Genomic DNA, 25,959 nt, shown 5'->3' with positions numbered 1-25,959 from the left:
TTCACCACGATATTTCATTGAATATTTTCTCAGAAAAACAAAAAACGCCGTCAAAACATCTATGGCATTCTTTTTTCTCACGGTTCGAGCCAGCCACGCGAAATCAGGCACCAGCGGGCCCCGCCCGCCGGTGCCGGGCCGCATCAACCGGTCAGCACCGAGTTGTAGGCCGTACCCGCGATCACCACGTTGTTCAGCGTGATGCCGTTCGTGTTGGCGACGAAAACCGGTCCCGGCACCGTCGACGATGCCGGTCCGACGCACACCGGCGTACCGAGGTTGCAGTTCGTGATCGTCACGCCTGTGATCGGCGTGACGGTCGGCACCGGCAGCGGACCGTTGTAGTCGGCGGCCACCGGACCCTGCGCGACGATCGCCTGGAAGCACGAATTCGCGCCGGCGGTGAAGCCCGACGTCATCGCGTACGTTACGCTGCCCGACACGTCGGTCGCGGTCACGTTCGAGATGTTGACGTTGTTGATCGTCGCCGGATTCCAGCGCACCGCATCGCCCGACGCGCTGTAGTCGCAGTCGAACGTGATGAGGCCGCCCTGCCCCGTCGACGGGTTCGCCGCGAGGCCGACCGTGCCCGTGCCCGGCACCGAACCCGGGAAAGCCGAGCCGAGCGCGCCGCCGCCGAACTTGCCCGCGAGGTTCACGCCGTTGGGCAGCGTCACGCCGTTGATCCACACGTTGTTGATGAAGCCGCCGCGGTTCATGTTGGTCTTGAAGCGCAGCGCGATGTTGAGCGGATTGCTGGCCCAGTTCTCGTTCTGCATCGTCAGATTGCGCGCGTAGACGTTTTCCACGCCCGCGCTCATTTCGCTGCCGATCGTGAGACCGCCGTGGCCGCTTTGCATCGTGCAGTTCTGGACCACGATGTTCTGCATCGGACCGTACTCGGTGTCGAGGCACTTGCCGGACTTGATCGCGATGCAGTCGTCGCCGGTATTGAACTGGACGTTCTGCACGAGCACGGTGTTGCACGCGTCCGGATCGAAGCCGTCGTTGTTCGGGCCGACGCTGTCGGCGAACACGCCGTCGATCACGACGTTCGAGCAGGCGGTCGGATGGTGCTGCCAGAACGGCGTGTTCTGCGTGTGGTAGTTCTGCAGCAGCACGTTGGTGCAGCCGATAAACTCGATCATGCACGGACGCAGATAGTGGCCGTTGCCGAACACGCGGTTCAGCACCGGCACGCCGAGCTCGGACAGCGCGGGCAGATAGTTCTGATCCTGATTCCAGCCGGTGCCGGTGAGCAGCGTCATCAGCGTCGTGGTGGTGCCGTCCTGGTTCGTGAACGACACGTTGGCCTTCGGATTCGTGATCTGCGACGAGGGCAGGCTCGTCAGCGCGACGTTGTTCGGATTCGCGTAGGCCTGCGTCGTCGTGGTCGAGCTGGTGCAGCCGTAGGTGCTGCTCGATCCCTTGAACGTCCACCAGCACGAAGTCGGCGGCTGGGTGCTGAGCTGGATCGGCGTCATGGCCTGGCCGTTGAGCACGCAGCTGTTGTCGTCGGCGGTCACGGCGATGTTCTTCTGCTGATACGCGTAGATCGGCGAGCCGAAGTTCAGGCAGTCGTTGGCCTGCCAGCGCGTCCAGTACAGGTTGCCGTTTGCGGTCGGATACGGGCCGTTCTTCGCGTAATCGGCCGGGTTCGGGCTGAAATAGATCGTGCAGCCCGCGGTGAGGTGGAAATTCACGTTGCTCAGCAGCACGATCGGGCCGCCGCAATACCAGTTGCCGGCCGGCACGACCACGCGGCCGCCGCCGGCCTGGTTCGCGGCGCGGATCGCGGCGTTGAACGCGGAGCACGCATCGTAGGCCGAGTCTGTGTAGTCGCACGGCACCATGATGTTCGAGCCGGGGCTTTGCAGGTCGCTCGTCGGATGCGCGGTCTGCTCCGAGCCGCCGGTCACCCAGGGAATCGGGCCGCCCGGCCACGCGGTCGACAGGATCAGGGCCGCCGCGGGCAGCGGCTGCGCGCCGTAGCTCGTCACCTGAAAATCGGTCGACGCGAACATCGACGGTGTGATGTTGGCGAGCTTGTTGATGATCGCCGTGGCTTCGCCGCTCGGCCCCCAGATCGGATCGGCTGCAGCGGTCGGCGGCGGGGTGGTGGCGGGCGGCGTGGTGCTGCCGCCGTTGCTGGCGGAAGGCGAGTCGGAACTGCCGCAGCCGGGCAAGCCGGCAATCAGCCCGGCCCCGGCCGTGGCGCCGGCGAACGCGAGAAAGCTGCGGCGAGCCGGCGATTGCGGGCGCTCCTGCAGCGCGTCGTTGCATGATGCGTCTACTTTTTTTGTCATGAAGCTCTAGTCTCCTGTCACTTATATGGTGTGCCCGACACGTGCCGCAGCGCCTGCGAACGCGGATATTTCAATCCTATCTTGTAAGACGACATACAAATAATCGAGGTTTACCTGAATAGGAAAGGCAGCGAATTTGCTTATTTCTGTCGGGAAATTTTTCGTTTTATGACGGAAATTGGGCTATGTGCGTGAGTACACCACACATCATGATGTAAGACATACGATAACAACAAACAAAAGTTAGCGTGATGAGAGCGAGTTCCCGAGAAGCGCGGGACACGCAACAAAAACCCCGTAAACCATTGGGTTCTACGGGGTTGCAGATACCGCCGAAATTCAGCGCGCCAGAAACGCGGCCGGTGGCACGAAGCGTCGAACGGCTCGACTCCGCTCAACTCAACGCATCGCGCGACATCACGGCCAACTTCAGCCAGCCCGCCGACGCAGCGTCAATCGCCGCCTTCGTCGTCCGGCTTCTTGAGCCGCTTCCGATGTGCGGCAACTTTCGCGCGATTGCCGCAAACCGCCATGCTGCACCACCGCCGGGCATGTCCGCGTGTGTGATCGACAAACAGCAGCGTGCAACGAGGACCTTCGCACGCTTTCACCTGCGTGAAATCCTCGTTGCACACGAGCTGCGCCAATGCCTGCGCAATCGGCATCAACAAAGATTCGGGCGATTTCCAGCGGCGGCTCTCGCGAAATTCCAACGCGGCATCTACGCCGGGCACGACTTCGCCATATCGCTCGTCCCGCCCGAGAAGCTGATTCAAGGGCTCGAGCCCGACGAGATCGGCGGCAGCCAGCGGCCGCCCTTTGTTCTCGCTGACGAAGCGCCTGAACCACTCGCGTAACGCTCGCGCCTGCCCGGCGACCACATCGAATTCGTGCGATGCGAATTGCGCGCGCAATGCCGCCTGCGCCTCGGGCGGCATCATTCGCGCCTGCTCGAGCCAGGCCAGCAGCCCTTCGCCGTCGCTGATCCAGTCGACTTCCTCATCCCCAGGAGTCGCGACCGAGTTCAGGAAATCGAGGCCCGGCGCGTCGGCCACGAACATCGCAGGAATCTGACGGTAGTCCATCTCTCGCGTGAAGACAGGTAGTTTCGATGTCTACCATCGTAACCACTAAAAATCGCCTTGACAAGTTACACACCCGATTAGTAACCTCTAAAAACAAATTTAACAGGTTACTTTGGTGCTGCATGTTGATGCGGCAGACAGACGTTTCTTCCGTTCGGAGAACGAGCCCTGCCTCGAATCGTGTTCAGCCTGTTCCGATCCGCCACGCTGTGTCCCACTGTCCGCATGGAGAGAAGTCATGACCGCTATCCGCTATCGCCACGCCAACGTCGACGGTTTCAAGGTGTTCTATCGTGAAGCCGGAGCCCGGCACGCTCCAAAGCTATTGCTGCTGCATGGTTTTCCGAGTTCGAGCCATATGTTTCGCGACCTGATTCCGAAGCTCGCCGACCGTTTCCATATCGTCGCGCCCGATCTGCCCGGATTCGGACAGTCGGACATGCCGGCGCGCGACACCTTCGCCTATACGTTCGACCACATCGCCGAGGTGATCGAACGTTTCACCGAGGTCGTCGGCTTCGACCGCTTTGCCGTGTACGTATTCGACTACGGCGCACCAACCGGCTTCCGGCTCGCGCTCAGGCATCCCGAGCGGATCACCGCGATCATTTCGCAGAACGGCAACGCTTACGAAGAAGGACTCAGCGACGGCTGGAATCCGATTCGCTCGTACTGGAAGGACGCGTCGCCGGCCAATCGCGAGGCACTGCGCGCGCTGCTCGCGCATGAAGCGACCGTCTGGCAATACACGCATGGCGTGCCGGATACGGCGAGCGTGTCTCCGGACGGCTATTCGCTCGACAGCTTCTACCTGAGCCGCCCCGGCGCGGACGAGGTCCAGCTCGACCTGTTCCGCGACTATCGCAACAACGTCGCGTTATACCCCGCGTTTCAGGACTATTTCCGTACCCATCGGCCGCCGTTGCTGGCGGTGTGGGGCAAGCACGATCCGTTCTTCCTGCCGGCGGGTGCCGAGGCGTTCCGGCGCGATATTCCGGACGCGGTGGTGCGATTCTTCGACACCGGTCACTTCGCGCTCGAAACGCACGCGAGCGAAATCGCCGATGCGATCCGCGAGTTTCTGTCCCGATGATGCGATTGGACGCGCCACCGCCGTCAGACGGGTGCGGAATGTTGATTCGATTGTTGTCTCGACCGCCGCGCACTGGATGACGTGCCGGGCTCGACTCGACGCTGAGAATGGGCTGCGGCGAAGTCGAGTCGATTCAAGGGAGCTTTGATTGAGCGCGGCGGCAAAAGAAAAACCCCGGGAGACAGTATCTCGCGGGGTTTTGAGGGTAATGCGGGTAACGCAACTTGGTGCGGCTGCAGCAATCGAACCCTGCGCCAAAGCCATTGCCACAAGCGGCTTCCAGCGATTTCAATCTCAAAAGTACCAACACTGATACCAACAAATCTGCTGGCTTCGGGCGTACGACGGCGGACTGAGCCAATCGCTGCATGGCTCCGCCCACCAGCGTACATACTAGCTCGCGCCGGATATATCTTTCAAGCGGACACCTTTGTAAAACACGTAATGCCGCTCATCCACTCGCTGATAGACGGCCGCGAGTTTCACTCCAAATTCGCGAGAACCCAGCTTTTCATAGCCTGGGTTTGCTGCGATCCAAGCAAAGTAGTCGTTGAGGAGCGATTTGTGCTGCGATTGCACGTCGTCTGCCATCGTGCGCTCCTCGCGCCACACCTCAAAACTGTCCGCGCGTAGACGCTGCTCACTACCTGCCCGCCGCACCTTCTCCGGCGGCTGCAAGCCGTTCTCAAGGTAGTCGCGCAACCCATCTAGAAACAGGTTGAGGATTCCCGGCAACTGGAGCAGCAGCGTCTCCTTCAGATCCGGATCGATTTCATTGTCCGAGAATGTTCGCGTGAACGGCACGACCGTGATGCGACGCCACAGCGCTGCATCGTCCGCGTTGATCCCCGGCATCTCGTTTGCGATCATGACCAACGTAAATATGGGCATGAACTCGACATCCTCGGCATAGAGTCCCCTCGCCGCTACTCGATCCCCACCCGTCAACTGCTTAACCAGTCCGCCGTTGAGCTTGTGCTTTTTGTTCGGTTCGTTCACGGTTACGAACCGTTTTCCCTCCAGTTTCACAATGGATGGCGTTGGTCCATCGTTCATTGTGCCTTGCACCATGAGCGCAGAAACAGCAAGAGTGCTGGCCAAACTTCCGAAGATCGCATTCAGCACCTCAACCGCGACCGATTTCCCATTGCGTCCCCCGCCAAGGAAGATCACAAAAAGATGCTCCTTCGGCTTGCCTAACAGCATGCGACCGCACAAACGCAGGAAGAATCTGATCAGATTGCGATCGCCCTCGAATATCTCGTCAAGAAACGACTCAAACCTCGGAGCACGCGCTTCGCGATCGAAAGTAAGCGCCCTGTTGTGGGGTGCAATTGGTTTGAAGCGCGCAGGAATAAGCTCGCCGCTGATCAGGTTCAGCACACCGTTCGCGACGGGAAAGTACGGATAGCTCGTGGCCTGCAATACGTCGGACGCATCAAGCATGAACTCAAGTGCGGCACGGCCCAGCAAATCAAGCATTCGACCATCTCCCGAATGCTTCGAGACGGCAGTCACCATCGCTAGGTTGCTATCGGTGCCGTGCGCCTGCTGGACCAAGCGATGGCAGTACGTTTCGACGGTCGTTCTGAACGCAAACGAATCCAGCGCTTCATAGTGGTCGCCGACCCATCGCAATGCTTGCAGCGTTTGTTTTTCACCGTGTCCCCGGCGCACGACGGCGATGTCCGGGTACATTTTGCTAGCCAGCAGGCGGCCGAGGTAACGCTCGCCCATCACTTCCTTTGGACCCACTGCCACGTGCCTACGAAAGCCAGGGTTTGACCAGCCACGCGCCATTGCGAGGAAAAAAATCGATTTCGGCGACGCCGACGATCCCGCATCGAAGGATTTCCACGCGATCTGCATGCGCTCCTCATCATAGTTGCTTGCACGACGCGACCATTCGTTCACTACGCTGAATCCGTCGGGGCCAAGGGACGATGCGGAGCCCAGCACCTTGATCCACGTGTCATACGGCACCGGGTCGATGTACTGCAAGGCTTCGCGCAGATCCGCGAGGCGCTGGCGCTTATCCTCATCGGTCGCGACCTTCACGCCCAATGAGCGTGTCACCGGAATTCGCGCCTGCAATGACGCGGCGATCAGATCAACGTCGAACGCGGTGGCCAGTCCGGCAAGGTCATAACAACGCTCCGGCTCACACCGCAACAGCTTGACCTCGGTTCCATGTTTGCGATTGATGAAGCCTGGCAGACGTATCGCCTGCGCCACATTTGCAAAGCAAACATCGCCCTCAAAGCGGTGTGCAAGCGCGACGACCATCCTGTTGAACGTCTCGTTGTCTACCTGCTCCTTAAAAATCCAGGTCGCGTGCTGGCGACCGACCGACGTATTCACCACGATCGACGGTCCAAACAGCGATCTCTGCCAGCATGAAGGATCCACGTCGTAATCAAGATCGACCGCGCCAGCCCACGAGCCTGTCACACAACTTTTGGAGAAACCCTCACCATTGGTCATTCCAACAAGCATGAATGCTTCCCAGCCGTCGGCCCTCGACGCCGCAAAGTACTTCTGCTGCTCCTCGAGCGTTCCCCATGTGCTCTCCACCTTGAGCACGCTCTTCCCATCGTCGCCACGCATCATCCATTTGATCGTGAACGGTTGGTCCTCCCCGTGTACCGCTCGGCATACCGCCAGTGCATCATGAAAGGACGCATCTTTCTTCACCTCAATCTTGTTCATCTCCAGTCCTAATTGATAGGACGTGAGCGATGTGAACGACACCGCTGTTACTTTTTTTTTGCTTTTTAAAACTCGAAAACAATAAAAAAGTGACTCACATCGCTCACGCCGAAGTAATGATTTTTTTGCTGGGAAAGAGGCGCGGGGCCACTGCCCCAGCAAACGGGAGTGATGTGAGTGATTTACCGGGCTTCGCTCTCCTTGATACGATCCTGAATCCAGGCTTGTACCTGGACCTGGGAAAAGAGAGTCTTTCGGCCGCACTTGATGATGCGTGGGAAGGTCGGATCGGAAGTCATCCGCTCGTACACCGCGGAGCGGCTGAGACAAACCTGTCGGCAAAGCTCGATCAGGTCGATAAGACGATCGATGGTCATGGATGCCATCCTCAACTTCAAGCAGTGATGTCTTGAATGTCGAAGACGAGGGAAGATGGTCAAATGAAATGCCAACCGTCCGGCCTTCAGGGAGGCCCACCAGCTTAAAGACAAATCGGCTGGTTACCCGGTGCAGTGGGTGCGCTGCGCGTCCTCTACGGTCGTGTTCGCCGAGTGGGAAACAACCCGTTGGTGATCTCGCGACTAGCTCAGTCAAACCCGTGCACGAAAGGCTAGTGGGTCACCAACTGCTTCTCGTCCGATACAACTGGCTGGAAGTGCGAGAAGTATGCACAGAATCCGCCAGCATAAGCAAGTGGCATCAAATGTTCAGTGCTGCGCTCGACATCGCTCACCCGGCTCGGTCTCGCGCGCCGGCGCGATGTCAGAGTGCTGCGTTGAAGCAATCCATCATTTCGCTACGGTTTTAACGAACTACGCAACAGTTTTCGACATACGATTCGTCAGAGTTTCAGCCGTGGCGCTAGCGTTTAGCCAAATGCAACGAGTACATCCGCCTGGCGCCGCCGACAATAGACTTCCCCTTGAGGTTATTTACCGCAGTCGGCTTTGCACCCTTGGTGGACTCTTGCACGCTATTGGGCCACAACGCCAAGACATTACGGGTTAAACGCATCCTCCCAAGCGGGTGTGCGAAGGTGGTCAGTCGCGGTATATACCTTGTTATCCGATGCCTGCGAACCGCCCCCTACAAGGTTGTGGATTTTCGGGCGGAGACCGGTCATAAGCATCTTGCCGTGCGAATGTTCGAACGAGACAGAAACCAGGCCATTGGCGGGAATAAATCCGCCGATCGGTGGAGCATTGTCTGGCATCCCTGACGCAGCCCATTCCGGCTTCTGGCGCTTACGCGGAACATCATAGAGCGATGATTGAACCTGTGCGCGAGCGATGCGCGCAGCGTTCACGAGATCGTCACGCTTGAACGTGGTCACATCCGTAATCGCGGCATCGATTAGCTCGGGGGCAAGATCGTCGAAGGCTGCTTTCAGATGCGCAGCCTGAGCAAACGAATGTTCGACGTCGTTCAACGGCGTGAACACTTCCGTAACGCGGGTCACGCCGTTGCGTTGGCGTTCCGAGGCAGCAGTGGACAGTTCGAACTGCATCTCCGGTTCGGTCCGAAAGTCTCGATCACGATGCAAGATGATCCGAGCGTCGGGCCGCATGTCGGCGATCATGTTTGCAAGGAGTCTCGCTGCGGGAAGGTTGCCGCACCCATTGTAGGAGAGGACTGCGAGGTTATCCGGTGCACCGTTCGCCTTGGCGAGCACCGTAATTGGACGCGTCAGCTTGTCTTCCGTCATAAGCACCACGGGCCGGGCAGGATCAAACGCCTCAGCACCGGCCGATAGTGCGCCGAGCGCCATTAAAACGGGGATCGCAGGTCGTTGAGCATCGTCGACAGGGACTTTCGCACCTCCGCTCATCCATACGACTAAGGCGTCGGGGTCGTACATAAGACGCTGGATCAGTTGGGGCGAATGGCTGGCGAACAGAATGCGGGTTTGCGTCTCGGAGGCGACACTTCTGAGCGCATCATAGAGTCGCGCCTGACTATCGGCGTGCAGGTGCGCGTCGGGCTCGTCCAGCAGGATAAGGGGTGGGGCGTAGAAGCAGGCGTAGGCGATAATCTGAATGACTTGGAGCATCCCAGTCGACGCCATGTCGAGCGTGACCCTTGCGCCTGACGTTTCGACTTCGACCTTAACATAGCGGTCATGTTGCTGGTCATGATCCACTATGACGCGCGCACCTTGGTAGCAGCGATCAAGAAGCTTGGAGAAGGTCTTCCAGCCGCTGTCCGGAAGGGCATCGATATCGCGCTCCCGATGCCATACAGTCTTGGCTGTCTCATCCAAATCACGCGTGAAAAGATGATCAAGCACGGTACGTAGATAGAGGTTCGCGTCTCCGTGCATGACTGCGGCGTCTATCGCGCCCTTTGTCCGCCACTCCTCGCGCATCGGGATTCCGGACAACCCGGGAGTGAATATCGAGAATGGCCGGTCACCATTCGCTAGGACTGCAGCGAGATCGTCGTCCCCCGTACGGGTGATGGCGATGTTCGCGTTTTTCCCGCGGCGGACCTCGATCGTTATTTCCTTGTTTGTGTTCGTGTCAAGATCTACGCCGTGATACGCGATTGAATAGCCGAGGTTTTGCGTTGCGGAGTCTCCGCGTCTCAAGTCCAGCAACCGTTCCGTCGGGCGGAATAGCACTGCATCGTTGGCGACAGTGCCTGCGAAGTCGGGCGTACCGTTGGCACGGATGCCGCGCAACGCAGCCTGCAATATCGACACGCCGAGTTGCGCCGCCTGCAATGCGCTGCTTTTTCCGCTCGTGTTCCCGCCAACCAGCGCAGTCACCGGCTGCAAATCGATTTCGAGTGATTCGATCCGTTTGAAGTTGTTGACGACGATTTTGTCAAGCCGCACTCGCATGCATCTACCCCGGTACTCGTTGATATGATGTATTAGCGCTGTCGTATGCAACACAGACAGCGTTTCCAGAATTTAAGCACGCTTTTCTCTTTGACCGAAATACGGCGGCGAATGGCTAAACGTGTGGCGCTAACAGTTCACCGGCGGTTGGCTTAATGCAAGCCCCCTGTGGTTCGGCAGCGCTTGCGTGACGGAGACCTGTGCAGCGAACGACCTCCGCCACGATGACTGCGCTGCCGGTTCATCCGGCGGCTATTACGGCTTACGCCACTTATCGGGTTTGCCGTTCGAGGTGTTCCGCACGCGCTCGACAAGGATCGGTCCGTCGGGATTGAGCCTGCGCGCAAGCTCAATCGCCTCAGCCTGCGTTGACGCCACGCCGCTCGCGCGCTGCGAGTTTGGGCGGCGCACGGCGTAATCCTTTTCAGGGCGTTGTTCGACGAAGATTTTCTTGCTCATATTCGCTCCTCGGCCTTAACGATCCGGCAAAGACAACAGATTGTCGGTCTTGCGACCATCGGCGACGGTTTGCACGAACTTGATGCGTCCATTGCTATGGACGTGGACCCAAGCGCCCTGGAGCTTCGGATTCCGGTCCGGGCACCATACGGAGGTGTTCCCGTTGCTCTCGATGAACTGAACCATCTGCTCGCGCGTGCTGCTGCCTTGTTCGTTCGTTTCCTTGCCGTCCACGCATTTGACCCACCAAAGCTGAGCGATGTGCTCATGGCCTTGCCCGCCGTTCATGCGCTTGGCTATACACTTAAAGTTCGTTGCCATCAACGTATCCCAAAAAAGTTGGAAGGATGCGCCGACGCTCCATGTTCGGTGTAGGCGCACTTGGAGTTTGCCTACCTCGAATTCTGTTGTCAAGTACAGAAAATGCGTCTACTCTGAACTTTTACGTGATGATGCTGCCAGCCGAGCGTTCGCGCCGGTAAACTGACCGCCCAAAGGGGTTCTATGGCGGACCATCCATTCGACTAAATCACTCAGGAGAAAACGTTGTCTACCCCGCTCGGCGATAAGATTCGCGCTGAAAGGAAACGGCTAAAGCTGACCTTGGACGAATTGGCCCAAAAGACCGAATCGAGCAAGAGCTACATCTGGGAGTTGGAAAACCGCCCGGTTGTAAGGCCGTCTGCGGACAAAATCCGCCGTATCGCCGAGGTCTTCGGCGTGACAGTCGAATTCCTGCTAGACGAAGGAAAGCAAGCGCTCACTAAGTCTGAGGCGGATGAGGTTTTCTTTAGACGAATCGGCCAACTCGATGCGGCAAAGAGAGCTCAGCTCGAAAAATTCTTGAAAGCAATCGACGACGATGACTGAACCGACAACCCCGACCGGGTGGGGTATCCAGCTGTCGAAGCTCTGGATCGCATCAGGCCAGCCATTTCCGGTCGGCGTGAAAGAACTGGCGTTGGAGGTGACCAAGCAGCGTTTCCCTGATCCGGTGGGGTTGGTGGCTCCTCACGGAGTCGCGGGCATTGACGGAATGCTTTCGAAGCGTGAAAAAAAAGGGGATTGGTGCATCTCGTATGACGAGACAGTTGGCGTCCCAGGCCGCGTCAACTTCACCCTCGCTCATGAGTTGGGACACTACCTCTGCCATAGGCAGCGACAAGCGGAGTTTCGTTGTGGTCAGGTAGATATGCTCGACTACGATAGCGACGTGTCGAGAAAAATGGAAAAGGAAGCGAATGTCTTCGCCTCCTACTTGCTGATGCCGGCTACAGATTTTCGCCAGCAAATCGATGGCCAAATCGTGACGCTCGATGTCTTGAGCACGGTTGCGGATCGATACGAGACGTCTTTTACCGCCACCGCGCTCAAGTGGATCGAAATCACCGATGAAGCCGCGATGCTGGTTGTAGCCAGGGATGAATTTATCTGCTGGTCTTATCCGAGCAAGGCGGCAGCCAAAGCACGAGCGTATCTGGCACCTGGCACGCCAGTCCCTCAATCGGTTGTCGATCGCCTCAACGCATCAACCCGCCATTCTGGAAACACGTCGTATCGCGTACAGCCTGGCGTCTGGCACCCATCGCTGGAAGCGGACGAATCCACCATCATTTCAGATCAGTTCGACCTTGCAATCTTCTTGGTGCGGTATCCGGATGCTCGCTCGGTCGATCACGACGAAGCGGAAGAGACAGACACGTTCGACGGAATGACAAACCTCGCAAGCGGACTTGGTTGGGTACGCCGATAAGTTTGCGCCTTCGGAGCGAGGGCTCACGTAATGCCTCGCTAAGCCATAGGTAGTGAGCTGCTACCATCGTATGAGACGATATGGTTGACACGTTGACGCCGGCGGCACGCAGTAAGCGGATGTCTCTGATACGCGGCAAGAATACGGGACCAGAGATGACGGTTCGGCGGTTGATCTACGCGGCCGGCTACCGGTATCGACTACACGGTATGAAGCTCCCGGGACGCCCCGATTTAGTATTCTCTCGACGCCGGAAGGTTATCTTTGTGCACGGGTGCTTCTGGCATCGGCATGAGGGGTGCCGATTAGCTCGATTGCCCAAATCTCGGCTTGAGTTCTGGGGGGAAAAGCTGGAGGGAAACAGGCAACGTGATATGCGAAACCTCGAAGCCCTACGTGCTCTTGGGTGGGCCACGATGGTTGTCTGGGAGTGCGAACTGGCGGACGAGAAGGCGTTGATCGAGCGAATCCGCGCCTTCTTGGAGTAGCGACGCGTTATAGGATTACGCCGTGCGTATACGCTTTCCGTTCCTTGTAGAGAATTACGTGAGAGGGGAAAGCAGTCGCTTGCCAATCTGGACCAAGTGCGGCAACTATCTGTCGCATCAGGCCCCGCACTGTTTGCAGTGGCCCCTCGATAGTCACTCCAGTTGCAGTCAGGTCGGCGTGAGGATTCCCGCGCATTGCTCTGCCATTGGAGCCCCGCAGGGTCTCATATCGTAGCGTATAAGGCAAAACCGACTTGAGGCGGCCCAGTACCGTTGCAACGGCTGCGGTGCCGATGGGCACATACTCTCCGGGCACGTCAATGTTGATTGGGTGGACCGCATCGAATCCATCGGGCGCTTTATCGGTTTCTTCTCGCTTGCGTCCTGGATCGTTTGAGCCGAAGCCGCTGCCATTCCAAGCAACTGCCCCCATCGTTTTCCGGTAGTGATTGATCAATTGCGTTTCCAGATCCATCGCGGTGAACACGAGAATTTGGGCGGCCTTGAACGTGACCACGCTACCAGAGAGAGATGGGCGATGCAGAATCTTCTGGGAATGGCGCGTTAGTCGGGTGCGAAGGCCCGCTTCAGCATCGGTTTTACCGATGTAGACCAGCTCCCCGTTGCAGAAGAGCTGATATACACCCTGTACTTCCGGTATTTGCTGGGTAATCGATGAGCTAAGGACGCCCGTCGGCATTCCATCCAGCAATTGAATGATATCCCTCAGCAAGGCGGAAGGAAGATCGAATTCGAATTCATTGAAACCGTGAATATCTGACAACGCGGACCCCCGACCGAGCTAGTTGACGGCCGGGATTATCCCATGTTATCTCGATATTCGTCATGCGCCGGAAGAATCCAGCTTGGCTGCCACTGAGCGAGCTACTACCTCCGCGAGTCGCACGGGAACGGCGTTTCCAAGCTGCCGCATTGTTTCGCCCCACGACCCATGAAATATGTAGTCGTCTGGGAACGTCTGCAAACGAGCAGCTTCGCGCACGGTAAAGTAGCGAATCGAACCGTCCGGCCTTGCCAGCATATTTTCCCCGCCCGGCACGCCGTGGTCGCCAGCCTTTAGCGTCTTCGACGGTTCGTCTAAAGGGCTGCCCGTATGCCCCGGATAGCTCCGGGCCCCAGGAATGAATACGTGATTGGGAATCCTGCTGTTCGGGTACCGCTCCGGATCGGGGAGGTCGGATATCGCGTCGCGCACGGTAAGCCAAGGGGCGAGTAACGCGGTCGAATTTGTCGTCCCAAGTCTCGCTACGCGCGGTGCTTGACGTGCAGACAACGTGGGTCGGTTTCGCCTTGCTACCTTGTGCCGCTCCCAGTACTCGCCGGTGATCCACTGGCTGTGTAGCAGCGCCTCCTCGGAATGTGTTTCATCGGGAAACGACCATTCTATGTTCAGGTCGCTCCGGAATCCCACGATGAATACTCGTTCGCGCTTTTGCGGAACTCCATAGTTGGCCGCATTCAACAAGCGAAAGACCACGTTGTACGTTGTTCCCTTTCTGCGGCGGCCAGACGTGTGTTGCCGCTCCAGTCGTCCGAGGTGGTCCAGCCACGGTTCATCCGCTTGCCGAACCATCTCGGGATAAGTCAACTGGAGCGTAATGTACTCAAAATACTCGGAGAAACTGCTTCGCAGAAGCCCTTTCACGTTCTCGAATACAAATGCTTTGGGGCGTAGCTCTCGAATCGAGCGCACGGCCTCGGGGAACATGTCACGCTCGTCCAGGAAGCCGCCGTGTTTCCCCCCGAGCGAGAACGGTTGGCAGGGCGGACCGCCCGATACCACCATGACGTCTCTGCCCAGATCACCATATGTCACGGTGCGTGCATCGCACTGGTGAAGAGGCCAGTTCCCGAGCACGTCGGAATAGTGGTGTGGGTTTTCTCTAATCGTCTGGCACGCGTACTGGTTCCATTCGATCAGGCCCGTGTGATGGAAACCTGCTCTGGCCATTCCCATAGCCAAACCGCCGGCACCTGCGAAGAGTTCTATGCTATTCATTTGTATCAGGACTTCATTTACTCATTTGAGTATGGATGGCCTCGCGCACAACCTCGCTGACCGTCTTTCGTTGCTCCAAGGCGAAACGCTTTAAGGCGAAATACTCATCCTCACTCATTTCGACATTCAGGCGCTTTGTCGGCGCATCCGTCGCTCTTTGAGCGGGAGTCGGGTGCCCACCCTTGGCTTTCCCTCGGGGTATGGTCGAATTCTTCGTGGTCATAGCGTCTGGTCTGGCGAGCCCCTAACATGAGTGCTTATTCATTTGCGCATAGTATCATTTACTCAAGTACGTGGGGCGGCAACCGTCGCGCGATTCTCCATATGCTGAATCGGTGGGCGGGCGGCTCATGCAACATTGCGACGACTAGTCTCCGTGCAGTACCTATGTACGGTTACGCGGTCGATCCCGAAATCCCGCGCCAACTGGCTGCGGTTCTCTCCCGCATTGAAGCGCAACCTTAGCTCAACCTGCTGCTCTGCCGAGAGCTTCGGCTTACGCCCCTGATACTTTCCGCCCTCCATGCGCGCGCGGGCGATCCCCTCCCGCTGGCGGGCCTTCCTGATACCGTTCTCGAACTCGGCAAACGCCGCGAACATGGTCAGAGCCAGCTTGCCCGCAGGCGTGCCCGTGTCGAAATTTTGCTGCAATAGAATTAATCTAATCCCCCGCGTATCCAGCGAGTGGAGAGTCGAAATGACATCCAAGACACCCCGCCCCAAACGATCTAGCGAGTAAACAATTAGGGCGTCTCCTTCGCGCAAGTATTGCGAGCACGCGATCCAGCCGCTACGGCTGTCGGCTGCGGTAGTCCCGCTCGTCGCCGCATCGGCGAACTCCTTTTCCACCTTGTAGCCTGCGGCGGCGATGGCCTGCCGCTGGTTTTCGACGGTCTGGCCTGCGGTGGACACTCGTAAATATGCGACAGTGGCACTCAAAGGGTACCCTCCCTTGATGTAGTTTCAGATGTGTTCACAAAAAGCGGGAAACGGATATGGCCATTCCGGCTCAGCACATACCTTTCGGGATACGGGGCAGTTGCCATGAATCCGGTACGTTCGCCGCAATCGGCGATCGGGCCCGTCGCCGTCAGTACATCATCCATGAACCATCGCTGGAAGTAGTCGAAAACCTCGCCTCTCCACAAAGCGAACCGATCGGGATAGACGACGACATACTCCGGCATAACCAAATCGCAGACGTAACCGCCTGATCGCCAGCGCGGTGCCGAGTCGAACTCGACAAGCTGGTCCTGATGCTGGCCGACCGAGACACAAACGCCGATGCCGGTGAATGAAACGGAGAACGATAACTGCGCGTTCAGGTTGCCAAACCGCACTTCCATACTGGTGCGTGTGCGTCTGGCTATCGTGACCGTGCCGAGCATTCCGGCGTGCCGATTCGCCCACGCGACGAAAGTCCGGCGACACTGAACGTACAGTTCCTGCTCACGACGAGCTTCGGAAGCCTTGCCATTCCAGCTAGAACGCCTGACACGCTTGTGCAGACAGCGCACCAATGATTTTTCATGGCCGACGCGCTTCTTCCCGTATCGACGCGCCATCAGCCGATCAAGAAGGCGGGCCTTCAGGGAAGGTGTCATGGGCCTCATGTATCGCGGACTCCAGGCTGATCCATGCGACTCGTACGGTCGGGCACGTAATCCGCCGTGTAGCGTCGGCATTCGATCGACAGACCGTGGACGTGCAGCAGCATTTCGCCGAGTTCGACAAGCAGCCGGCCCAGCGCCGCCACGTGCTTGGCGCTGACCTCGCCGCCCGCGACCTGTTGCGCCGTGCTGGCCTGGAGCAGCCCGATTGCCGAAACCCCGCCATGCACGATCTGCAACACAAGCTCAGCAGACTCAGCGACGTTCACCAGCAGGTCGGGATCGGCTTCGGCGTAATCGGGCTTGCCGGATGCCGTAACGGGCAAGCACGGCAGTTGCCGTAGCAAGTCGCGCAGCGGTCGCCGCATCAGATTCATGGAGGCTGCGGCGGGCGATACCGGGAACGGTGCCATTCAGTATTCCTCTGGGAAAAGCAGCGTCGTCACGCGGCGATCCGCCTCCGTGATGATCCATATGCGCGTCCCCGCGATCTCGTATCTCGACAGGATGCGCGCACCGTGCTCGATCGCGAGACAATTCGCCCGCGCGTCCTCGGACGGCACCATGCCCCAGTCGCCGCTGACGTGGCGCTTGAGATACGGGTCGGCGGCGATGCCGTGGTGTTCAAGGTGAGTCAGTACGCCGCGCGTCGCGACAATCCTCCCAAGTCGAAACAGCGGCCGCGCAAGTTGGCGTGAAGACAGGCCAGCCAGTCGATCCGGGCAATGTGATGTGGTGCAGTTGCGAGACATGAAATCCTCCATGGATAAGGAAACACTCACCGCCACACCGGCTCCGTAAACGCAAAAAGCCAGGGCGCAATGCCCTGGCTTCGGTACGGAGGATGCAGCAGCGGGAAGAAACAGGCGCTCGGTACGCCCGGATTACTGCGAGGAAAACAGGCTACGGTAGTTACTGTTCGTCGTCGCTGTCGTTATCGAAATTATTTCCGCCAGCGGCGATGGCTTCCGATTTCTTCTGGCTCCATGCATGAGGTACGCGCATCGGATACTTCACGTCCCAATTCAGGCCGAGTGACTCAAAGAACCTGCCGACTGGTGGTGTCCAGATCGGCACGCCGTCCTTGTGGTGGAACATCATGTGCGAGTCCTTGCCGTACTCGCCATAGTCGTAGAGTGTCGCGTGCCCACCGGCATCGTTGTACGCCTTAAGATAACCGTGCGGCACCGAGTTGTCTGGTGCTGCGGAGCCGTAATCGTCGTTGTCGCCGTACATGAACAGCGCCGGGATCGTAGTGGTCTTGCCGTAGTCGGCAAAGGCGGAAGTGGCGGTGCTATATCCGTCCTTGCAGTGTGGCTGCTTTGCTGCACCGACCAGGTCGACGATGCCAAGAACGCCCGGCACGTTCATTGAACCCAGGGCGACAGTCGTGAAGCCTCCCTGTGACTGACCAAGCACCACGATCTTGCTGTCGTCCACGTTCGGCAACGTGCGGGCATAGTCGATCACAGCGGCCACTTCGCTGGCCCAATGCCGGCCATCTCCTGCGGTCGAGCAAGTATCGTTTATGGTCGAGTCGCCGCTGGAGTTAGAGTAACCCGCGCGATACGGCACTACAACGACATATCCGCGCCTGACAAACTCAAGTGCCTGCCCCCGGAATACTTCCCGCAAGTCTCTGGCATGAGGCAGCGGAAAGTGCCCGTGGTTAATCACAATCATTGGGAACTTGCCCTCCGCTTGCGGTGCATAGATCTGCGTTTCGATCTTCGTGCCGAAAAGCCCCGATGACTCGTCCACCATGACCGTCCGCTCGCTGAATGGCGGCGTTGCCTGCGCCAGCATCGGAAGCAGTAGCGCGGCGGACGTCAAGAGGATCACTAGCTTCATAGTTCGATTCTGTCCTGGTAAGTCCGGCTTCTCGTGGGTTGCCTAGCGTACTTGGCCTGAGTCCCCGGAATTGTCACTCATAGCGCGGGTAATCATAGGGCGTGTCCCGAAACCGGTCAAATCCATACGCTTTGGGTTCTTTCAACCTGAAACCCCGATGGATTACGATCCCCTTGCGCAGTTCGGAAAGCGCCTGATCGAGCTACGCAAGGTGCGCGGCTGGTCGCAGGAGCGTCTTGCCCTTGAGAGCGGCCTGGCCCGCTCGTATTTAGGCGAGGTCGAGCGGGGCAAGCGCAATATCGCGCTCATCAACATCTGCGTGCTGGCGCATACGCTTGGCGTGGCCCCCTCCGCGCTGCTCGACTTCAGCGAGCCGCGGCCGGCAATCGGTGGCCCCGCCCCATCGAAGGGGTGGTAGCCCGCCGCCGTTCTAGCTCGCTGGCTTGCCGCCCATGCGCGGCTACTTGCCAGTTCCCGCTTTCTGCTGCATCGCGTGGATGCCGATAAAGTAAGCTGTTGGCGGTAGGGCCGTCCGAACGTGGTCCTGTGGCTTGATCCAGTACGCCGGGTCCATCACGTACTGCACGTTCACCTTCGGGTCGTGAGACGCGCGACCACGGTGGTAGAGCACGTGACGGCCCATCTCGAGTTCTTCTATGTATTCAACAAGAAGGATTGCCAGCGGCGGCAACTCGCTGAAAGAGCGAAATTCTTTATAGACTGTGGCGACGAGTTGGTAGTTTGCCGCCAAACTACAGATCAGATCCTCTGTGATCCAACGCGGCGGGTGTGCCGGGAACTTGAACCTCTCGACGGCAACCGCTCTCACCTCGTCGAGCGTCTTGCCCGCAATCATGGCGATGCAGGCAAAGGGGCAGTCCGCTTCCCCCTCCTGCTGGATCCGCTTGAAGGCTGGTGTGAAATTCTCAGGGGTGCTGGTCACGGTGGTGGGAATGCCTGACATATACGCTCCAAAGATGCAAAAAAATGAGCGCGCAGCAACGCCTTGCCTGATGACGACAACAGGGCATCGGAGATTTCGGGTGATTCAGAGGGAAAGTTTGAGGCGAAATCCGGCAACTATCCTGCGATTTGCTCAGACGTGCGCTGCGGCGCGAGCGGCGAGCTGAAAACCGATATTTGAGCGGTTTCTCAGTCGTATCATCATCTTATCAGGGCCAAATCACCCCCTCAACGGCGAAATAACTTTGGCTAGGCACACCAAAATCGACTAATTACCGCTCCAATTTCGCCGGAAATCGCTAAGCACGACCTCTTTTCCGCTGGCCGCAGTGTCCAGATAATCGGACCAAACCTGCATCATCTGCCTCCGCTCGGCAAGATATAGCGCGCGGTTATACGCCGCACGCACTTTGTTCCGCTCGGAATGAGCGAGTTGTCGCTCAATCCAGTCTGGATGGAATCCCATTTCGTTCAGAATCGTCGACGCTGTGGCACGAAATCCATGCCCAGTCGCGCGCGAGTGATAGCCCATTCGGTACAACGCGTAAAGCAGCGTATTCTCGCTGATCCACTTGTTGCGACGCCCGCTGGCCGAAGGAAATACGAGATCTGAACCACCATCGACGGTCTGCAACTGACGAAGCAAAGCAATTGCCTGTCTCGACAGCGGGACGATGTGCTCTTCCCGCATCTTCATACGTTCGGCTGGAATGCGCCATTCGCCCAGTTCAAGGTTGAACTCAGCCCAACTGGCTGCACGTAGTTCGCCGGTACGGACAAACGTATGCACCATCAGTTGAAGTCCCAGCCGTGTCTGCGGATCACCGTCGTATGCAGCCAGCTTGGCCAGAAACTCCGGCAATTCGTCATGCGACAACGCGGCATGATGCGTCCGTTCCGGCGTTTTCAACGCCCCCCGCAACTCGGCCGCCGGGTTGGTAGCAATCCGCCCCGTCGCGACCGCGTATCGAAAGACCGCATTGCACCGCTGCAAGACCCGTCCCGCGATCTCCAATGCCCCACGCTTCTCGATTACACGCAACGCCATCAGCAAGTCAGGGGCACTGATCGAGCCGATTGGACGATCACCAAGCCTCGGAAAAATGTCGGCCTCGAGCGAATTCATGATCTTTTTGGCATGGGACTCAGTCCACGCTGATCGCTTAGTCTTGTGCCACTCGCGGGCAATGAGTTCGAACGTAGTCGCCTGCTCCTCGGATTTGCGCCGGACAGTCTGCTTTCGCTCGATGACCGGATCGAGCCCCTGCTTGATGAGCTTTTTAGCTTCGTCGCGCATCTGCCTCGCCTCGGCTAGCGAGACCTCCGGGTAGACGCCGAGAGCAAAGATTTTCTGTTTGCCGTACAGGCGATAAGCGAGCCGCCAGTATTTGCTACCGCTCGGCGTGACGTGCAGATACATTCCGCCGCCGTCAGACCGTTTGTATGGCGCAGCCTCGGGCTTGAGGTTACGAACTGCAGTATCTGTAAGGGGCATTTTGTCGATACCAACATTTTGAGTGTCGATACCAACCAATATACCATCATCGATACCAGCAATCAGCGCACGACCATGGACGCCGAAAAACAAAAAACCCCGTAGAATCAATGGTTCTACGGGGTTTTCTAGTCACCGCCGGACGTCAGCGGATGGATATATGGTGCCGGCTGCAGGACTCGAACCCGCCACCTCATGATTACAAGTCAAGCGCTCTACCTGATGAGCTAAGCCGGCATGAGGCCGTGATTCTACTTCATTTCACGATCTTAAGGCGAGCCCTGCCGCCGCCTTTCGACCCGTCGTCGTCCGGTTGCGGCTTGTCCGCGGCGTTGTCAGTGCTGGCATCCAGATCGGCCGGCGCCGTTTCGACCGCGCGCGGCGCGGCGGGCACTTCGGGTTCGTCCGCGGCGTCCGCGCCCGAATCCTGCGCCTCGCCCCCCGCCGATTCGACCGGAAATGCCATGCCCTGGCCGTTTTCGCGCGCGTAGATCGCGAGAATGTTGGCGACCGGCACCTCGATCTTGTGCGACTTGCCCGAGAAGCGCGCGTTGAACTCGATCCACTCGTTGCCCATCTGCAGCTGGCTCGTCGCCTCGAAGCTGATGTTCAGCACGATCTCGTTGTCACGCACGAACTGACGCGGCACACGCGTCTGATTGTCGACCCGCACCGCGATGTGCGGCGTGTAGCCGTTATCCGTGCACCACTCGTAAAGCGCGCGCAGCAGATAAGGCTTCGTGGAAATCTCTTGCATCAACAGTCCTCTTGCGGGCACGGACGCGCATCGGAGCGATGCGGCGCCCGCGCTCCAAAGCCAAACTCAACGGCGCATCACCTTTTCCGACGGCGTCAGCGCTTCGATATAAGCCGGGCGGCTGAAAATGCGCTCGGCGTACTTCATCAGCGGCGCAGCGTTCTTCGACAGCTCGATGCCGTAGTGATCGAGACGCCACAGCAGCGGCGCGATCGCCACGTCGAGCATCGAGAACTCTTCGCCCAGCATGTACTTGTTCTTCAGGAAGATCGGCGCGAGCTGCGTCAGGCGATCGCGAATCGCGAGGCGCGCCTTCTCGTGATTCTTCTCGGCCGCCTTGCCCTTCTCGTTTTCGAGCGTGCCGACGTGGACGAACAGCTCCTTTTCGAAGTTGAGCAGGAACAGGCGGGCGCGCGCGCGCTGCACCGGGTCGGCCGGCATCAGTTGCGGGTGCGGGAAGCGCTCGTCAATATACTCGTTGATGATGTTCGATTCGTACAGAATCAGGTCCCGTTCGACGAGAATCGGCACTTGACCATACGGATTCATCACGGCGATGTCTTCCGGCTTGTTGAACAGGTCGACGTCGCGGATCTCGAAGTCCATGCCCTTTTCGAACAGCACCAGCCGGCAACGCTGGGAGAACGGGCAAGTAGTGCCGGAATACAGAACCATCATATTTACGTTTCCTCAAAAAGCTGAAGGGCCAGCGCACGGAAAAACCGCTCAGCAGGTTTTTCCTGGCGCCGGCCCCACGCCGTGTAGCGGCGTGATTATTTGATATGTTTCCAGTACGCGGCGTTCAGTCGCCAGGCGAAAAAGCTCAGGATACCGAGGAACAGCAGCACCCACACGCCAAGCTGCTTGCGGGTTTGCTGCGTCGGTTCGGACATCCATGACAGGTACGACACGAGGTCGGCCACAGCAGAATCATAATCTACCGGCGACATCGTCCCCGGAGTCAGTTGCTGGAAGCCGAGGAACTTGTGTACCGTTTCGCCGGTTTTTTCGTCGGTTTCATCGCCGAATTTCGCCGCGCGCTGCCCCTGAAGCTGCCATAGCACGTGAGGCATGCTCACGTTTTCATACACCAGATTGTTCCAGCCGGTCGGCCGCGTATCGTCGCGATAGAAGCTGCGCAGATACGTGTACAGCCAGTCCTTGCCGCGCGCCCGCGCCTCCACCGACAGATCCGGCGGCGTCGCGCCGAACCACGCTTTCGCGTCGTCCGGGCGCATCGCCACCGTCATCGTGTTGCCGACCTTGTCGGTGGTGAACAGCAGGTTCGCCTGAATTTCAGCCGGCGTAATGCCGAGATCGGTCAGGCGGTTGTAGCGCATCAGGTTCGCGCTGTGGCAATTCAGGCAGTAGTTTACAAACAATTGCGCGCCGCGCTGCAAAGAAGCGAAATTGTTCGTGTTGTCCGGCGCGCGGTCGAGCGGGAAATTCTCGTCCGCGTGGGCCGGCGCGGCCAGTAGCGCAAGCAGCGTCGCGCCGATCAGCGCGCACATCGAAAGCAGTTTTTTCATCTTCGTATTCTCCTGGCTCGCGATTAGTGAGGCTTGAACCGCACCCGCTCCGGCGGCTGCTTGAACTTGCCAAGCCGCGTCCAGAACGGCATGCCGAGGAAAAACGCGAAGTAGATCAGCGCGCAGACCTGGGCGATCAGCGTCGAGACCGGCGACGGCGGCCGCGTGCCGAGGAAGCCCAGCGTCAGGAACGCGATCACGAAGATGCCGTAGAACACCTTGTGAAAAAACGGCCGGTAGCGGATCGACTTGACCGGCGACTGGTCGAGCCACGGCAGGAAGAACAGCGAAATCACCGCGCTGCCCATCACCACCACGCCCCAGAACTTCGACTCGGTGAACGCCATCGCGAGAATCACGAGCACCGCGAGCACCGGCAGACCGAGCTTCCACTTGCCGCGCGCGCGCACGAGCGCGAGCAGGCCGAGCAGACCGATCACGATCATCAGCACGATCTTGAACGGGTCCGTGGTGGCGCGCAGCATCGCGTAAAAGGCCGTGAAGTACCACACCGGGGCAATTTCCGGCGGCGTTTGCAGCGGATTTGCGGGAATGAAGTTGTTCGCTTCGAGGAAGTACCCGCCCATTTCCGGCGCGAAGAAAATGATCGCCGCGAAGATCAGCAGGAAAACCGTCACGCCCATGAAGTCGTGCACCGAGTAGTACGGGTGGAACGGAATGCCGTCGAGCGGCACGCCGTCCGGGCCCTTCTTCGCCTTGATCTCGATGCCGTCCGGGTTGTTCGAGCCGACCTCGTGCAGCGCCACGAGGTGCGCGATCACGAGGCCGACCAGCACGAGCGGAATCGCGATCACATGAAACGCGAAGAAGCGGTTCAGCGTGACGTCGGAGACGACATAGTCGCCGCGAATCCACAGCGACAGATCCGGCCCGATGAACGGAATCGCCGAGAACAGGTTCACGATCACCTGCGCGCCCCAGAACGACATCTGGCCCCACGGCAGCAGGTAGCCGAAGAACGCCTCGGCCATCAGGCACAGGAAGATCATGCAGCCGAAAATCCACACGAGCTCGCGCGGCTTGCGGTACGAGCCGTACATGAGCCCGCGGAACATGTGCAGGTACACGACGACGAAGAACATCGACGCGCCCGTCGAGTGCATGTAGCGGATCAGCCAGCCCCACGGCACCTCGCGCATGATGTACTCGACCGACGAAAACGCGAGCGTCGCGTCGGGCTTGTAATTCATCGTGAGGAAGATGCCGGTGACGATCTGGTTGACCAGCACCAGCAACGCAAGCGAACCGAAGAAGTACCAGAAGTTGAAGTTCTTCGGCGCGTAGTACTCGGAAACGTGCTTCTTCCAGGTGGAAGTCATCGGGAAGCGCTGGTCGATCCAACCAGCCAGCCCGGTCGTCTCTACTTCGTGTTCGCTCGCCATTACGCTTCTCCTTTTTCGTCCTTCCCGATCACAAGGGACGTCGCCGACGTGAACATGAAACGCGGGATGTCGAGGTTCTGCGGGGCGGGTTTGTTCTTGAAGACGCGGCCGGCCATGTCGTAGGTCGAGCCGTGGCACGGGCACAGAAAGCCGCCTGGCCAGTCGTCGGGGAGATTGGGCTGCGGGCCCTCCTGGAAGCGCGGCGTCGGCGTGCAGCCCAGATGCGTGCACACGGCGACGGCGACGAGCAGATGCTTGTTCTCGGCGCGGGAACGGAATTCGTTGTTGCAGTAGTCCGGTAGCGGCATCGAGAACGGATTCAGCGAGTGAGGGTCCGCCACCATGTTGTCCGCTTTCTGGACGTCGGCGAGCATGCGGTCCGTGCGGTTGATGACCCACACCGGCTTGCCGCGCCAGGCGACCGTCATCATGTCGCCGGGCTTGAGACTGCTGAAATCGACTTCGACCGGGGCACCCGCTGCCTTGGCCTTTTCGGATGGTGCAAACGAACTAACAAAGGGTACAACAACGGCAACACCTCCTATGCCGCCTGCTACGGTCGTCGCTACCAGCCAGTTACGGCGGCTGCCATCGACGCGTTCCTCTTCTTTGTCTCGCATCACACGCCCCACTTCTGAGTTGGATTTTTCCTTCACGTCGCTTCTACCGCCGCTAGTTTGCGCGAATGGAGTCGCCATTTACAAGGGCCGAGTGCCAAAAACCATGCGAAGCCCTTGATAACTCAGGGTTTGTCCGTACCGATCGCAAACTTTTTCGTACCTCCTTTTAAGTGCCTTCTACGGTATTCGGGCCTTTCACTTTGTTAATGCAATTCGCAATTAAACCGGATTGGGGATATCGATAAAGAGGTGTTCGATATCGAACGATTCGGACAGATGCTTGCCCACCGCCTGCACGCCGAAACGTTCGGTCGCATGGTGGCCGGCCGCGAGAAACGCGACGCCGCTTTCCGCCGCCGCATGCATGACCGACTCCGATACCTCGCCCGTCACGTAGACGTCGGCGCCCGCGTCGATCGCCGCGCCGAACATGCTCTGTGCGGCGCCCGTGCACCAGCCGACGCGTCGCAACTCCATGTCCGGATCGCCGAATACGAGCGGCGCGCGGCCGAGCGTCTGTTCGATCTCGGCGGTGAGGTGCGACAGCGTGATCGGCATCGGCAGCGTGGCGAGCCAGCCGAGATCGTTCTCGCCGAAGCGCGCGTCGCCGATCCAGCCCATCTTCTCGCCGATCTGCGCGTTGTTGCCGAGTTCGGAGTGATCGTCGAGCGGCAGGTGGTAGGCGAACAGGTTCAGGTCGTTGGCGAGCAGCAGCTTCAGGCGCGCATGTTTGCGGCCGGTGATCTGCGGCGCCTCGTTGCGCCAGAAGTAGCCGTGATGCACCAGCACGGCGTCCGCGCCCCACTCGAGCGCAGCCTCGAGGAAGGCCGCCGAGGCGGTCACGCCGGTCGCGAGACGGCTGATCCGGCGCCGTCCTTCGACCTGCAGTCCGTTCGGGCAATAGTCCTTGAAGCGCGCGGTTTCAAGGAGATTGTTCAAGTACAATTCAAGTTCTATCCGATCCATATAGACCTCT

General features: G+C 58.8%; 28 protein-coding genes and 1 tRNA gene. 5 read left to right on the top strand and 24 right to left on the bottom strand.

Translation table 11 applies throughout. The features are described from left to right. Window positions 1-143: 143 nt before the first annotated feature. The gene (locus tag GXB81_RS09055; protein WP_205988937.1) at window positions 144-2,306 is read right to left on the bottom strand and encodes a glycoside hydrolase family 28 protein; all 2,163 of its coding nucleotides are present in this window, start codon (window positions 2,304-2,306) and stop codon (window positions 144-146) included. Between the two features lie 452 nt (window positions 2,307-2,758). Next, a complete protein-coding gene (locus tag GXB81_RS09050; RefSeq protein ID WP_205988936.1) occupies window positions 2,759-3,391 on the bottom strand; it encodes an ABATE domain-containing protein in 633 nt (210 codons plus the stop codon). 238 nt (window positions 3,392-3,629) lie between these two features. Here GXB81_RS09050 and GXB81_RS09045 point away from each other — a divergent pair, with 238 nt between their 5' ends. Next, entirely contained in the window at window positions 3,630-4,484 is an 855-nt protein-coding gene (locus GXB81_RS09045; protein WP_205988935.1) for an alpha/beta hydrolase, read from the top strand. Window positions 4,485-4,877: 393 nt separating this feature from the next. Here GXB81_RS09045 and GXB81_RS09040 read toward each other — a convergent pair whose 3' ends face one another. From GXB81_RS09040 to GXB81_RS09020, 5 genes are all read right to left on the bottom strand, one after another. After that, window positions 4,878-7,193 (bottom strand): phage/plasmid primase, P4 family, encoded by a 2,316-nt coding sequence (locus tag GXB81_RS09040; RefSeq protein WP_205988934.1) that lies wholly within the window; start codon window positions 7,191-7,193, stop codon window positions 4,878-4,880. Window positions 7,194-7,375: 182 nt separating this feature from the next. Then, window positions 7,376-7,570, bottom strand: coding sequence for an AlpA family phage regulatory protein (locus tag GXB81_RS09035; RefSeq protein ID WP_205988933.1), 195 nt, complete (start codon window positions 7,568-7,570; stop codon window positions 7,376-7,378). A gap of 620 nt (window positions 7,571-8,190) precedes the next feature. Next, entirely contained in the window at window positions 8,191-10,035 is a 1,845-nt protein-coding gene (locus tag GXB81_RS09030) for an AAA family ATPase (protein ID WP_205988932.1), read from the bottom strand. A 255-nt stretch (window positions 10,036-10,290) separates the two neighbouring features. Continuing rightward, window positions 10,291-10,494 carry a DUF2188 domain-containing protein gene (locus GXB81_RS09025; protein WP_205988931.1) on the bottom strand — a complete coding sequence of 68 codons (204 nt, stop codon included), beginning with the start codon at window positions 10,492-10,494 and terminating at the stop codon, window positions 10,291-10,293. 15 nt (window positions 10,495-10,509) lie between these two features. Beyond that, window positions 10,510-10,815: a DUF3892 domain-containing protein gene (locus GXB81_RS09020; protein WP_205988930.1), complete on the bottom strand. Its 306-nt coding sequence runs from the start codon at window positions 10,813-10,815 to the stop codon at window positions 10,510-10,512. A gap of 225 nt (window positions 10,816-11,040) precedes the next feature. Here GXB81_RS09020 and GXB81_RS09015 point away from each other — a divergent pair, with 225 nt between their 5' ends. The 3 genes from GXB81_RS09015 to GXB81_RS09005 all read left to right on the top strand — a co-directional run bounded on the left by GXB81_RS09015 (window position 11,041) and on the right by GXB81_RS09005 (window position 12,735). Continuing rightward, window positions 11,041-11,364 carry a helix-turn-helix transcriptional regulator gene (locus tag GXB81_RS09015; protein WP_205988929.1) on the top strand — a complete coding sequence of 108 codons (324 nt, stop codon included), beginning with the start codon at window positions 11,041-11,043 and terminating at the stop codon, window positions 11,362-11,364. Next, the gene (locus GXB81_RS09010) at window positions 11,357-12,247 is read left to right on the top strand and encodes an ImmA/IrrE family metallo-endopeptidase (protein WP_205988928.1); all 891 of its coding nucleotides are present in this window, start codon (window positions 11,357-11,359) and stop codon (window positions 12,245-12,247) included. Before GXB81_RS09015 ends, GXB81_RS09010 begins: the two co-directional genes overlap by 8 nt. A gap of 80 nt (window positions 12,248-12,327) precedes the next feature. Continuing rightward, window positions 12,328-12,735 (top strand): very short patch repair endonuclease, encoded by a 408-nt coding sequence (locus GXB81_RS09005; RefSeq protein ID WP_205988927.1) that lies wholly within the window; start codon window positions 12,328-12,330, stop codon window positions 12,733-12,735. Window positions 12,736-12,742: 7 nt separating this feature from the next. Here the strand turns inward: GXB81_RS09005 and GXB81_RS09000 are convergent, their stop codons facing one another. From GXB81_RS09000 to GXB81_RS08965, 8 genes are all read right to left on the bottom strand, one after another. Beyond that, entirely contained in the window at window positions 12,743-13,519 is a 777-nt protein-coding gene (locus GXB81_RS09000; protein WP_205988926.1) for a GIY-YIG nuclease family protein, read from the bottom strand. A gap of 60 nt (window positions 13,520-13,579) precedes the next feature. Beyond that, window positions 13,580-14,755, bottom strand: a complete 1,176-nt coding sequence (locus tag GXB81_RS08995; protein WP_205988925.1) for a DNA cytosine methyltransferase — start codon at window positions 14,753-14,755, stop codon at window positions 13,580-13,582. 13 nt (window positions 14,756-14,768) lie between these two features. Beyond that, the gene (locus GXB81_RS08990) at window positions 14,769-14,978 is read right to left on the bottom strand and encodes a hypothetical protein (RefSeq protein WP_205988924.1); all 210 of its coding nucleotides are present in this window, start codon (window positions 14,976-14,978) and stop codon (window positions 14,769-14,771) included. 125 nt (window positions 14,979-15,103) lie between these two features. Beyond that, a complete protein-coding gene (locus tag GXB81_RS08985) occupies window positions 15,104-15,694 on the bottom strand; it encodes a recombinase family protein (protein ID WP_241016294.1) in 591 nt (196 codons plus the stop codon). Then, on the bottom strand, window positions 15,691-16,359 hold the full coding sequence (locus tag GXB81_RS08980) for a hypothetical protein (RefSeq protein ID WP_205988922.1): 669 nt from the start codon (window positions 16,357-16,359) through the stop codon (window positions 15,691-15,693). Before GXB81_RS08980 ends, GXB81_RS08985 begins: the two co-directional genes overlap by 4 nt. A 5-nt stretch (window positions 16,360-16,364) precedes the next feature. Then, window positions 16,365-16,778, bottom strand: a complete 414-nt coding sequence (locus GXB81_RS08975) for a hypothetical protein (RefSeq protein ID WP_205988921.1) — start codon at window positions 16,776-16,778, stop codon at window positions 16,365-16,367. Then, window positions 16,779-17,117, bottom strand: a complete 339-nt coding sequence (locus GXB81_RS08970; protein WP_241016293.1) for a hypothetical protein — start codon at window positions 17,115-17,117, stop codon at window positions 16,779-16,781. A 160-nt stretch (window positions 17,118-17,277) separates the two neighbouring features. Then, complete coding sequence (locus tag GXB81_RS08965) at window positions 17,278-18,216, bottom strand: CocE/NonD family hydrolase (RefSeq protein ID WP_205988920.1); 939 nt, start codon at window positions 18,214-18,216, stop codon at window positions 17,278-17,280. A 157-nt stretch (window positions 18,217-18,373) separates the two neighbouring features. Here GXB81_RS08965 and GXB81_RS08960 point away from each other — a divergent pair, with 157 nt between their 5' ends. Further along, a complete protein-coding gene (locus GXB81_RS08960; RefSeq protein WP_205988919.1) occupies window positions 18,374-18,634 on the top strand; it encodes a helix-turn-helix transcriptional regulator in 261 nt (86 codons plus the stop codon). A 42-nt stretch (window positions 18,635-18,676) separates the two neighbouring features. Here GXB81_RS08960 and GXB81_RS08955 read toward each other — a convergent pair whose 3' ends face one another. From GXB81_RS08955 to GXB81_RS08915, 9 genes are all read right to left on the bottom strand, one after another. Then, window positions 18,677-19,180, bottom strand: coding sequence for a hypothetical protein (locus tag GXB81_RS08955; RefSeq protein ID WP_205988918.1), 504 nt, complete (start codon window positions 19,178-19,180; stop codon window positions 18,677-18,679). 267 nt (window positions 19,181-19,447) lie between these two features. After that, the gene (locus GXB81_RS08950) at window positions 19,448-20,674 is read right to left on the bottom strand and encodes an integrase arm-type DNA-binding domain-containing protein (RefSeq protein ID WP_205988950.1); all 1,227 of its coding nucleotides are present in this window, start codon (window positions 20,672-20,674) and stop codon (window positions 19,448-19,450) included. Window positions 20,675-20,835: 161 nt separating this feature from the next. Then, a tRNA-Thr gene (locus tag GXB81_RS08945) sits at window positions 20,836-20,911 on the bottom strand. A gap of 19 nt (window positions 20,912-20,930) precedes the next feature. Further along, window positions 20,931-21,431 carry a ClpXP protease specificity-enhancing factor gene (locus tag GXB81_RS08940; protein WP_167045638.1) on the bottom strand — a complete coding sequence of 167 codons (501 nt, stop codon included), beginning with the start codon at window positions 21,429-21,431 and terminating at the stop codon, window positions 20,931-20,933. 66 nt (window positions 21,432-21,497) lie between these two features. After that, window positions 21,498-22,109 carry a glutathione S-transferase N-terminal domain-containing protein gene (locus GXB81_RS08935; protein ID WP_006052302.1) on the bottom strand — a complete coding sequence of 204 codons (612 nt, stop codon included), beginning with the start codon at window positions 22,107-22,109 and terminating at the stop codon, window positions 21,498-21,500. Between the two features lie 95 nt (window positions 22,110-22,204). Continuing rightward, window positions 22,205-22,960, bottom strand: a complete 756-nt coding sequence (locus tag GXB81_RS08930; protein ID WP_167284137.1) for a cytochrome c1 — start codon at window positions 22,958-22,960, stop codon at window positions 22,205-22,207. A 23-nt stretch (window positions 22,961-22,983) separates the two neighbouring features. Beyond that, window positions 22,984-24,363 carry a cytochrome bc complex cytochrome b subunit gene (locus GXB81_RS08925; protein WP_167045632.1) on the bottom strand — a complete coding sequence of 460 codons (1,380 nt, stop codon included), beginning with the start codon at window positions 24,361-24,363 and terminating at the stop codon, window positions 22,984-22,986. Next, window positions 24,363-24,983: a ubiquinol-cytochrome c reductase iron-sulfur subunit gene (petA, locus tag GXB81_RS08920; RefSeq protein WP_167045869.1), complete on the bottom strand. Its 621-nt coding sequence runs from the start codon at window positions 24,981-24,983 to the stop codon at window positions 24,363-24,365. Before petA ends, GXB81_RS08925 begins: the two co-directional genes overlap by 1 nt. Before the next feature lie 219 nt (window positions 24,984-25,202). After that, window positions 25,203-25,949 (bottom strand): Nif3-like dinuclear metal center hexameric protein, encoded by a 747-nt coding sequence (locus tag GXB81_RS08915; protein ID WP_167045629.1) that lies wholly within the window; start codon window positions 25,947-25,949, stop codon window positions 25,203-25,205. Window positions 25,950-25,959 lie beyond the last annotated feature (10 nt).

Origin of the sequence: Paraburkholderia sp. Ac-20336, from assembly GCF_017105025.1 — a bacterium.
GTDB lineage: Bacteria > Pseudomonadota > Gammaproteobacteria > Burkholderiales > Burkholderiaceae > Paraburkholderia.
The sequence above is the reverse complement of the archived record's forward strand: the minus strand, read 5'-3'. Positions and strand labels throughout refer to the sequence as shown.

Coding starts and splice junctions, on each gene's coding strand:
- GXB81_RS08960 (WP_205988919.1), top strand. CDS start 18,374: ATGGATTACGATCCCCTTGCGCAGTTCGGAAAGCGCCTGATCGAGCTA.
- GXB81_RS09025 (WP_205988931.1), bottom strand. CDS start 10,494: ATGAGCAAGAAAATCTTCGTCGAACAACGCCCTGAAAAGGATTACGCC.
- GXB81_RS09005 (WP_205988927.1), top strand. CDS start 12,328: ATGGTTGACACGTTGACGCCGGCGGCACGCAGTAAGCGGATGTCTCTG.
- GXB81_RS09020 (WP_205988930.1), bottom strand. CDS start 10,815: ATGGCAACGAACTTTAAGTGTATAGCCAAGCGCATGAACGGCGGGCAA.
- GXB81_RS08965 (WP_205988920.1), bottom strand. CDS start 18,216: ATGAAGCTAGTGATCCTCTTGACGTCCGCCGCGCTACTGCTTCCGATG.
- GXB81_RS08940 (WP_167045638.1), bottom strand. CDS start 21,431: ATGCAAGAGATTTCCACGAAGCCTTATCTGCTGCGCGCGCTTTACGAG.
- GXB81_RS08995 (WP_205988925.1), bottom strand. CDS start 14,755: ATGAATAGCATAGAACTCTTCGCAGGTGCCGGCGGTTTGGCTATGGGA.
- GXB81_RS09010 (WP_205988928.1), top strand. CDS start 11,357: ATGACTGAACCGACAACCCCGACCGGGTGGGGTATCCAGCTGTCGAAG.
- GXB81_RS09035 (WP_205988933.1), bottom strand. CDS start 7,570: ATGACCATCGATCGTCTTATCGACCTGATCGAGCTTTGCCGACAGGTT.
- GXB81_RS08970 (WP_241016293.1), bottom strand. CDS start 17,117: ATGTCTCGCAACTGCACCACATCACATTGCCCGGATCGACTGGCTGGC.
- GXB81_RS09055 (WP_205988937.1), bottom strand. CDS start 2,306: ATGACAAAAAAAGTAGACGCATCATGCAACGACGCGCTGCAGGAGCGC.
- GXB81_RS08990 (WP_205988924.1), bottom strand. CDS start 14,978: ATGACCACGAAGAATTCGACCATACCCCGAGGGAAAGCCAAGGGTGGG.
- GXB81_RS08955 (WP_205988918.1), bottom strand. CDS start 19,180: ATGTCAGGCATTCCCACCACCGTGACCAGCACCCCTGAGAATTTCACA.
- GXB81_RS08930 (WP_167284137.1), bottom strand. CDS start 22,960: ATGAAAAAACTGCTTTCGATGTGCGCGCTGATCGGCGCGACGCTGCTT.
- petA (WP_167045869.1), bottom strand. CDS start 24,983: ATGCGAGACAAAGAAGAGGAACGCGTCGATGGCAGCCGCCGTAACTGG.
- GXB81_RS08975 (WP_205988921.1), bottom strand. CDS start 16,778: ATGGCACCGTTCCCGGTATCGCCCGCCGCAGCCTCCATGAATCTGATG.
- GXB81_RS08980 (WP_205988922.1), bottom strand. CDS start 16,359: ATGACACCTTCCCTGAAGGCCCGCCTTCTTGATCGGCTGATGGCGCGT.
- GXB81_RS09040 (WP_205988934.1), bottom strand. CDS start 7,193: ATGAACAAGATTGAGGTGAAGAAAGATGCGTCCTTTCATGATGCACTG.
- GXB81_RS08915 (WP_167045629.1), bottom strand. CDS start 25,949: ATGGATCGGATAGAACTTGAATTGTACTTGAACAATCTCCTTGAAACC.
- GXB81_RS08925 (WP_167045632.1), bottom strand. CDS start 24,363: ATGGCGAGCGAACACGAAGTAGAGACGACCGGGCTGGCTGGTTGGATC.
- GXB81_RS09045 (WP_205988935.1), top strand. CDS start 3,630: ATGACCGCTATCCGCTATCGCCACGCCAACGTCGACGGTTTCAAGGTG.
- GXB81_RS08935 (WP_006052302.1), bottom strand. CDS start 22,109: ATGATGGTTCTGTATTCCGGCACTACTTGCCCGTTCTCCCAGCGTTGC.
- GXB81_RS09030 (WP_205988932.1), bottom strand. CDS start 10,035: ATGCGAGTGCGGCTTGACAAAATCGTCGTCAACAACTTCAAACGGATC.
- GXB81_RS09050 (WP_205988936.1), bottom strand. CDS start 3,391: ATGGACTACCGTCAGATTCCTGCGATGTTCGTGGCCGACGCGCCGGGC.
- GXB81_RS08950 (WP_205988950.1), bottom strand. CDS start 20,674: ATGCCCCTTACAGATACTGCAGTTCGTAACCTCAAGCCCGAGGCTGCG.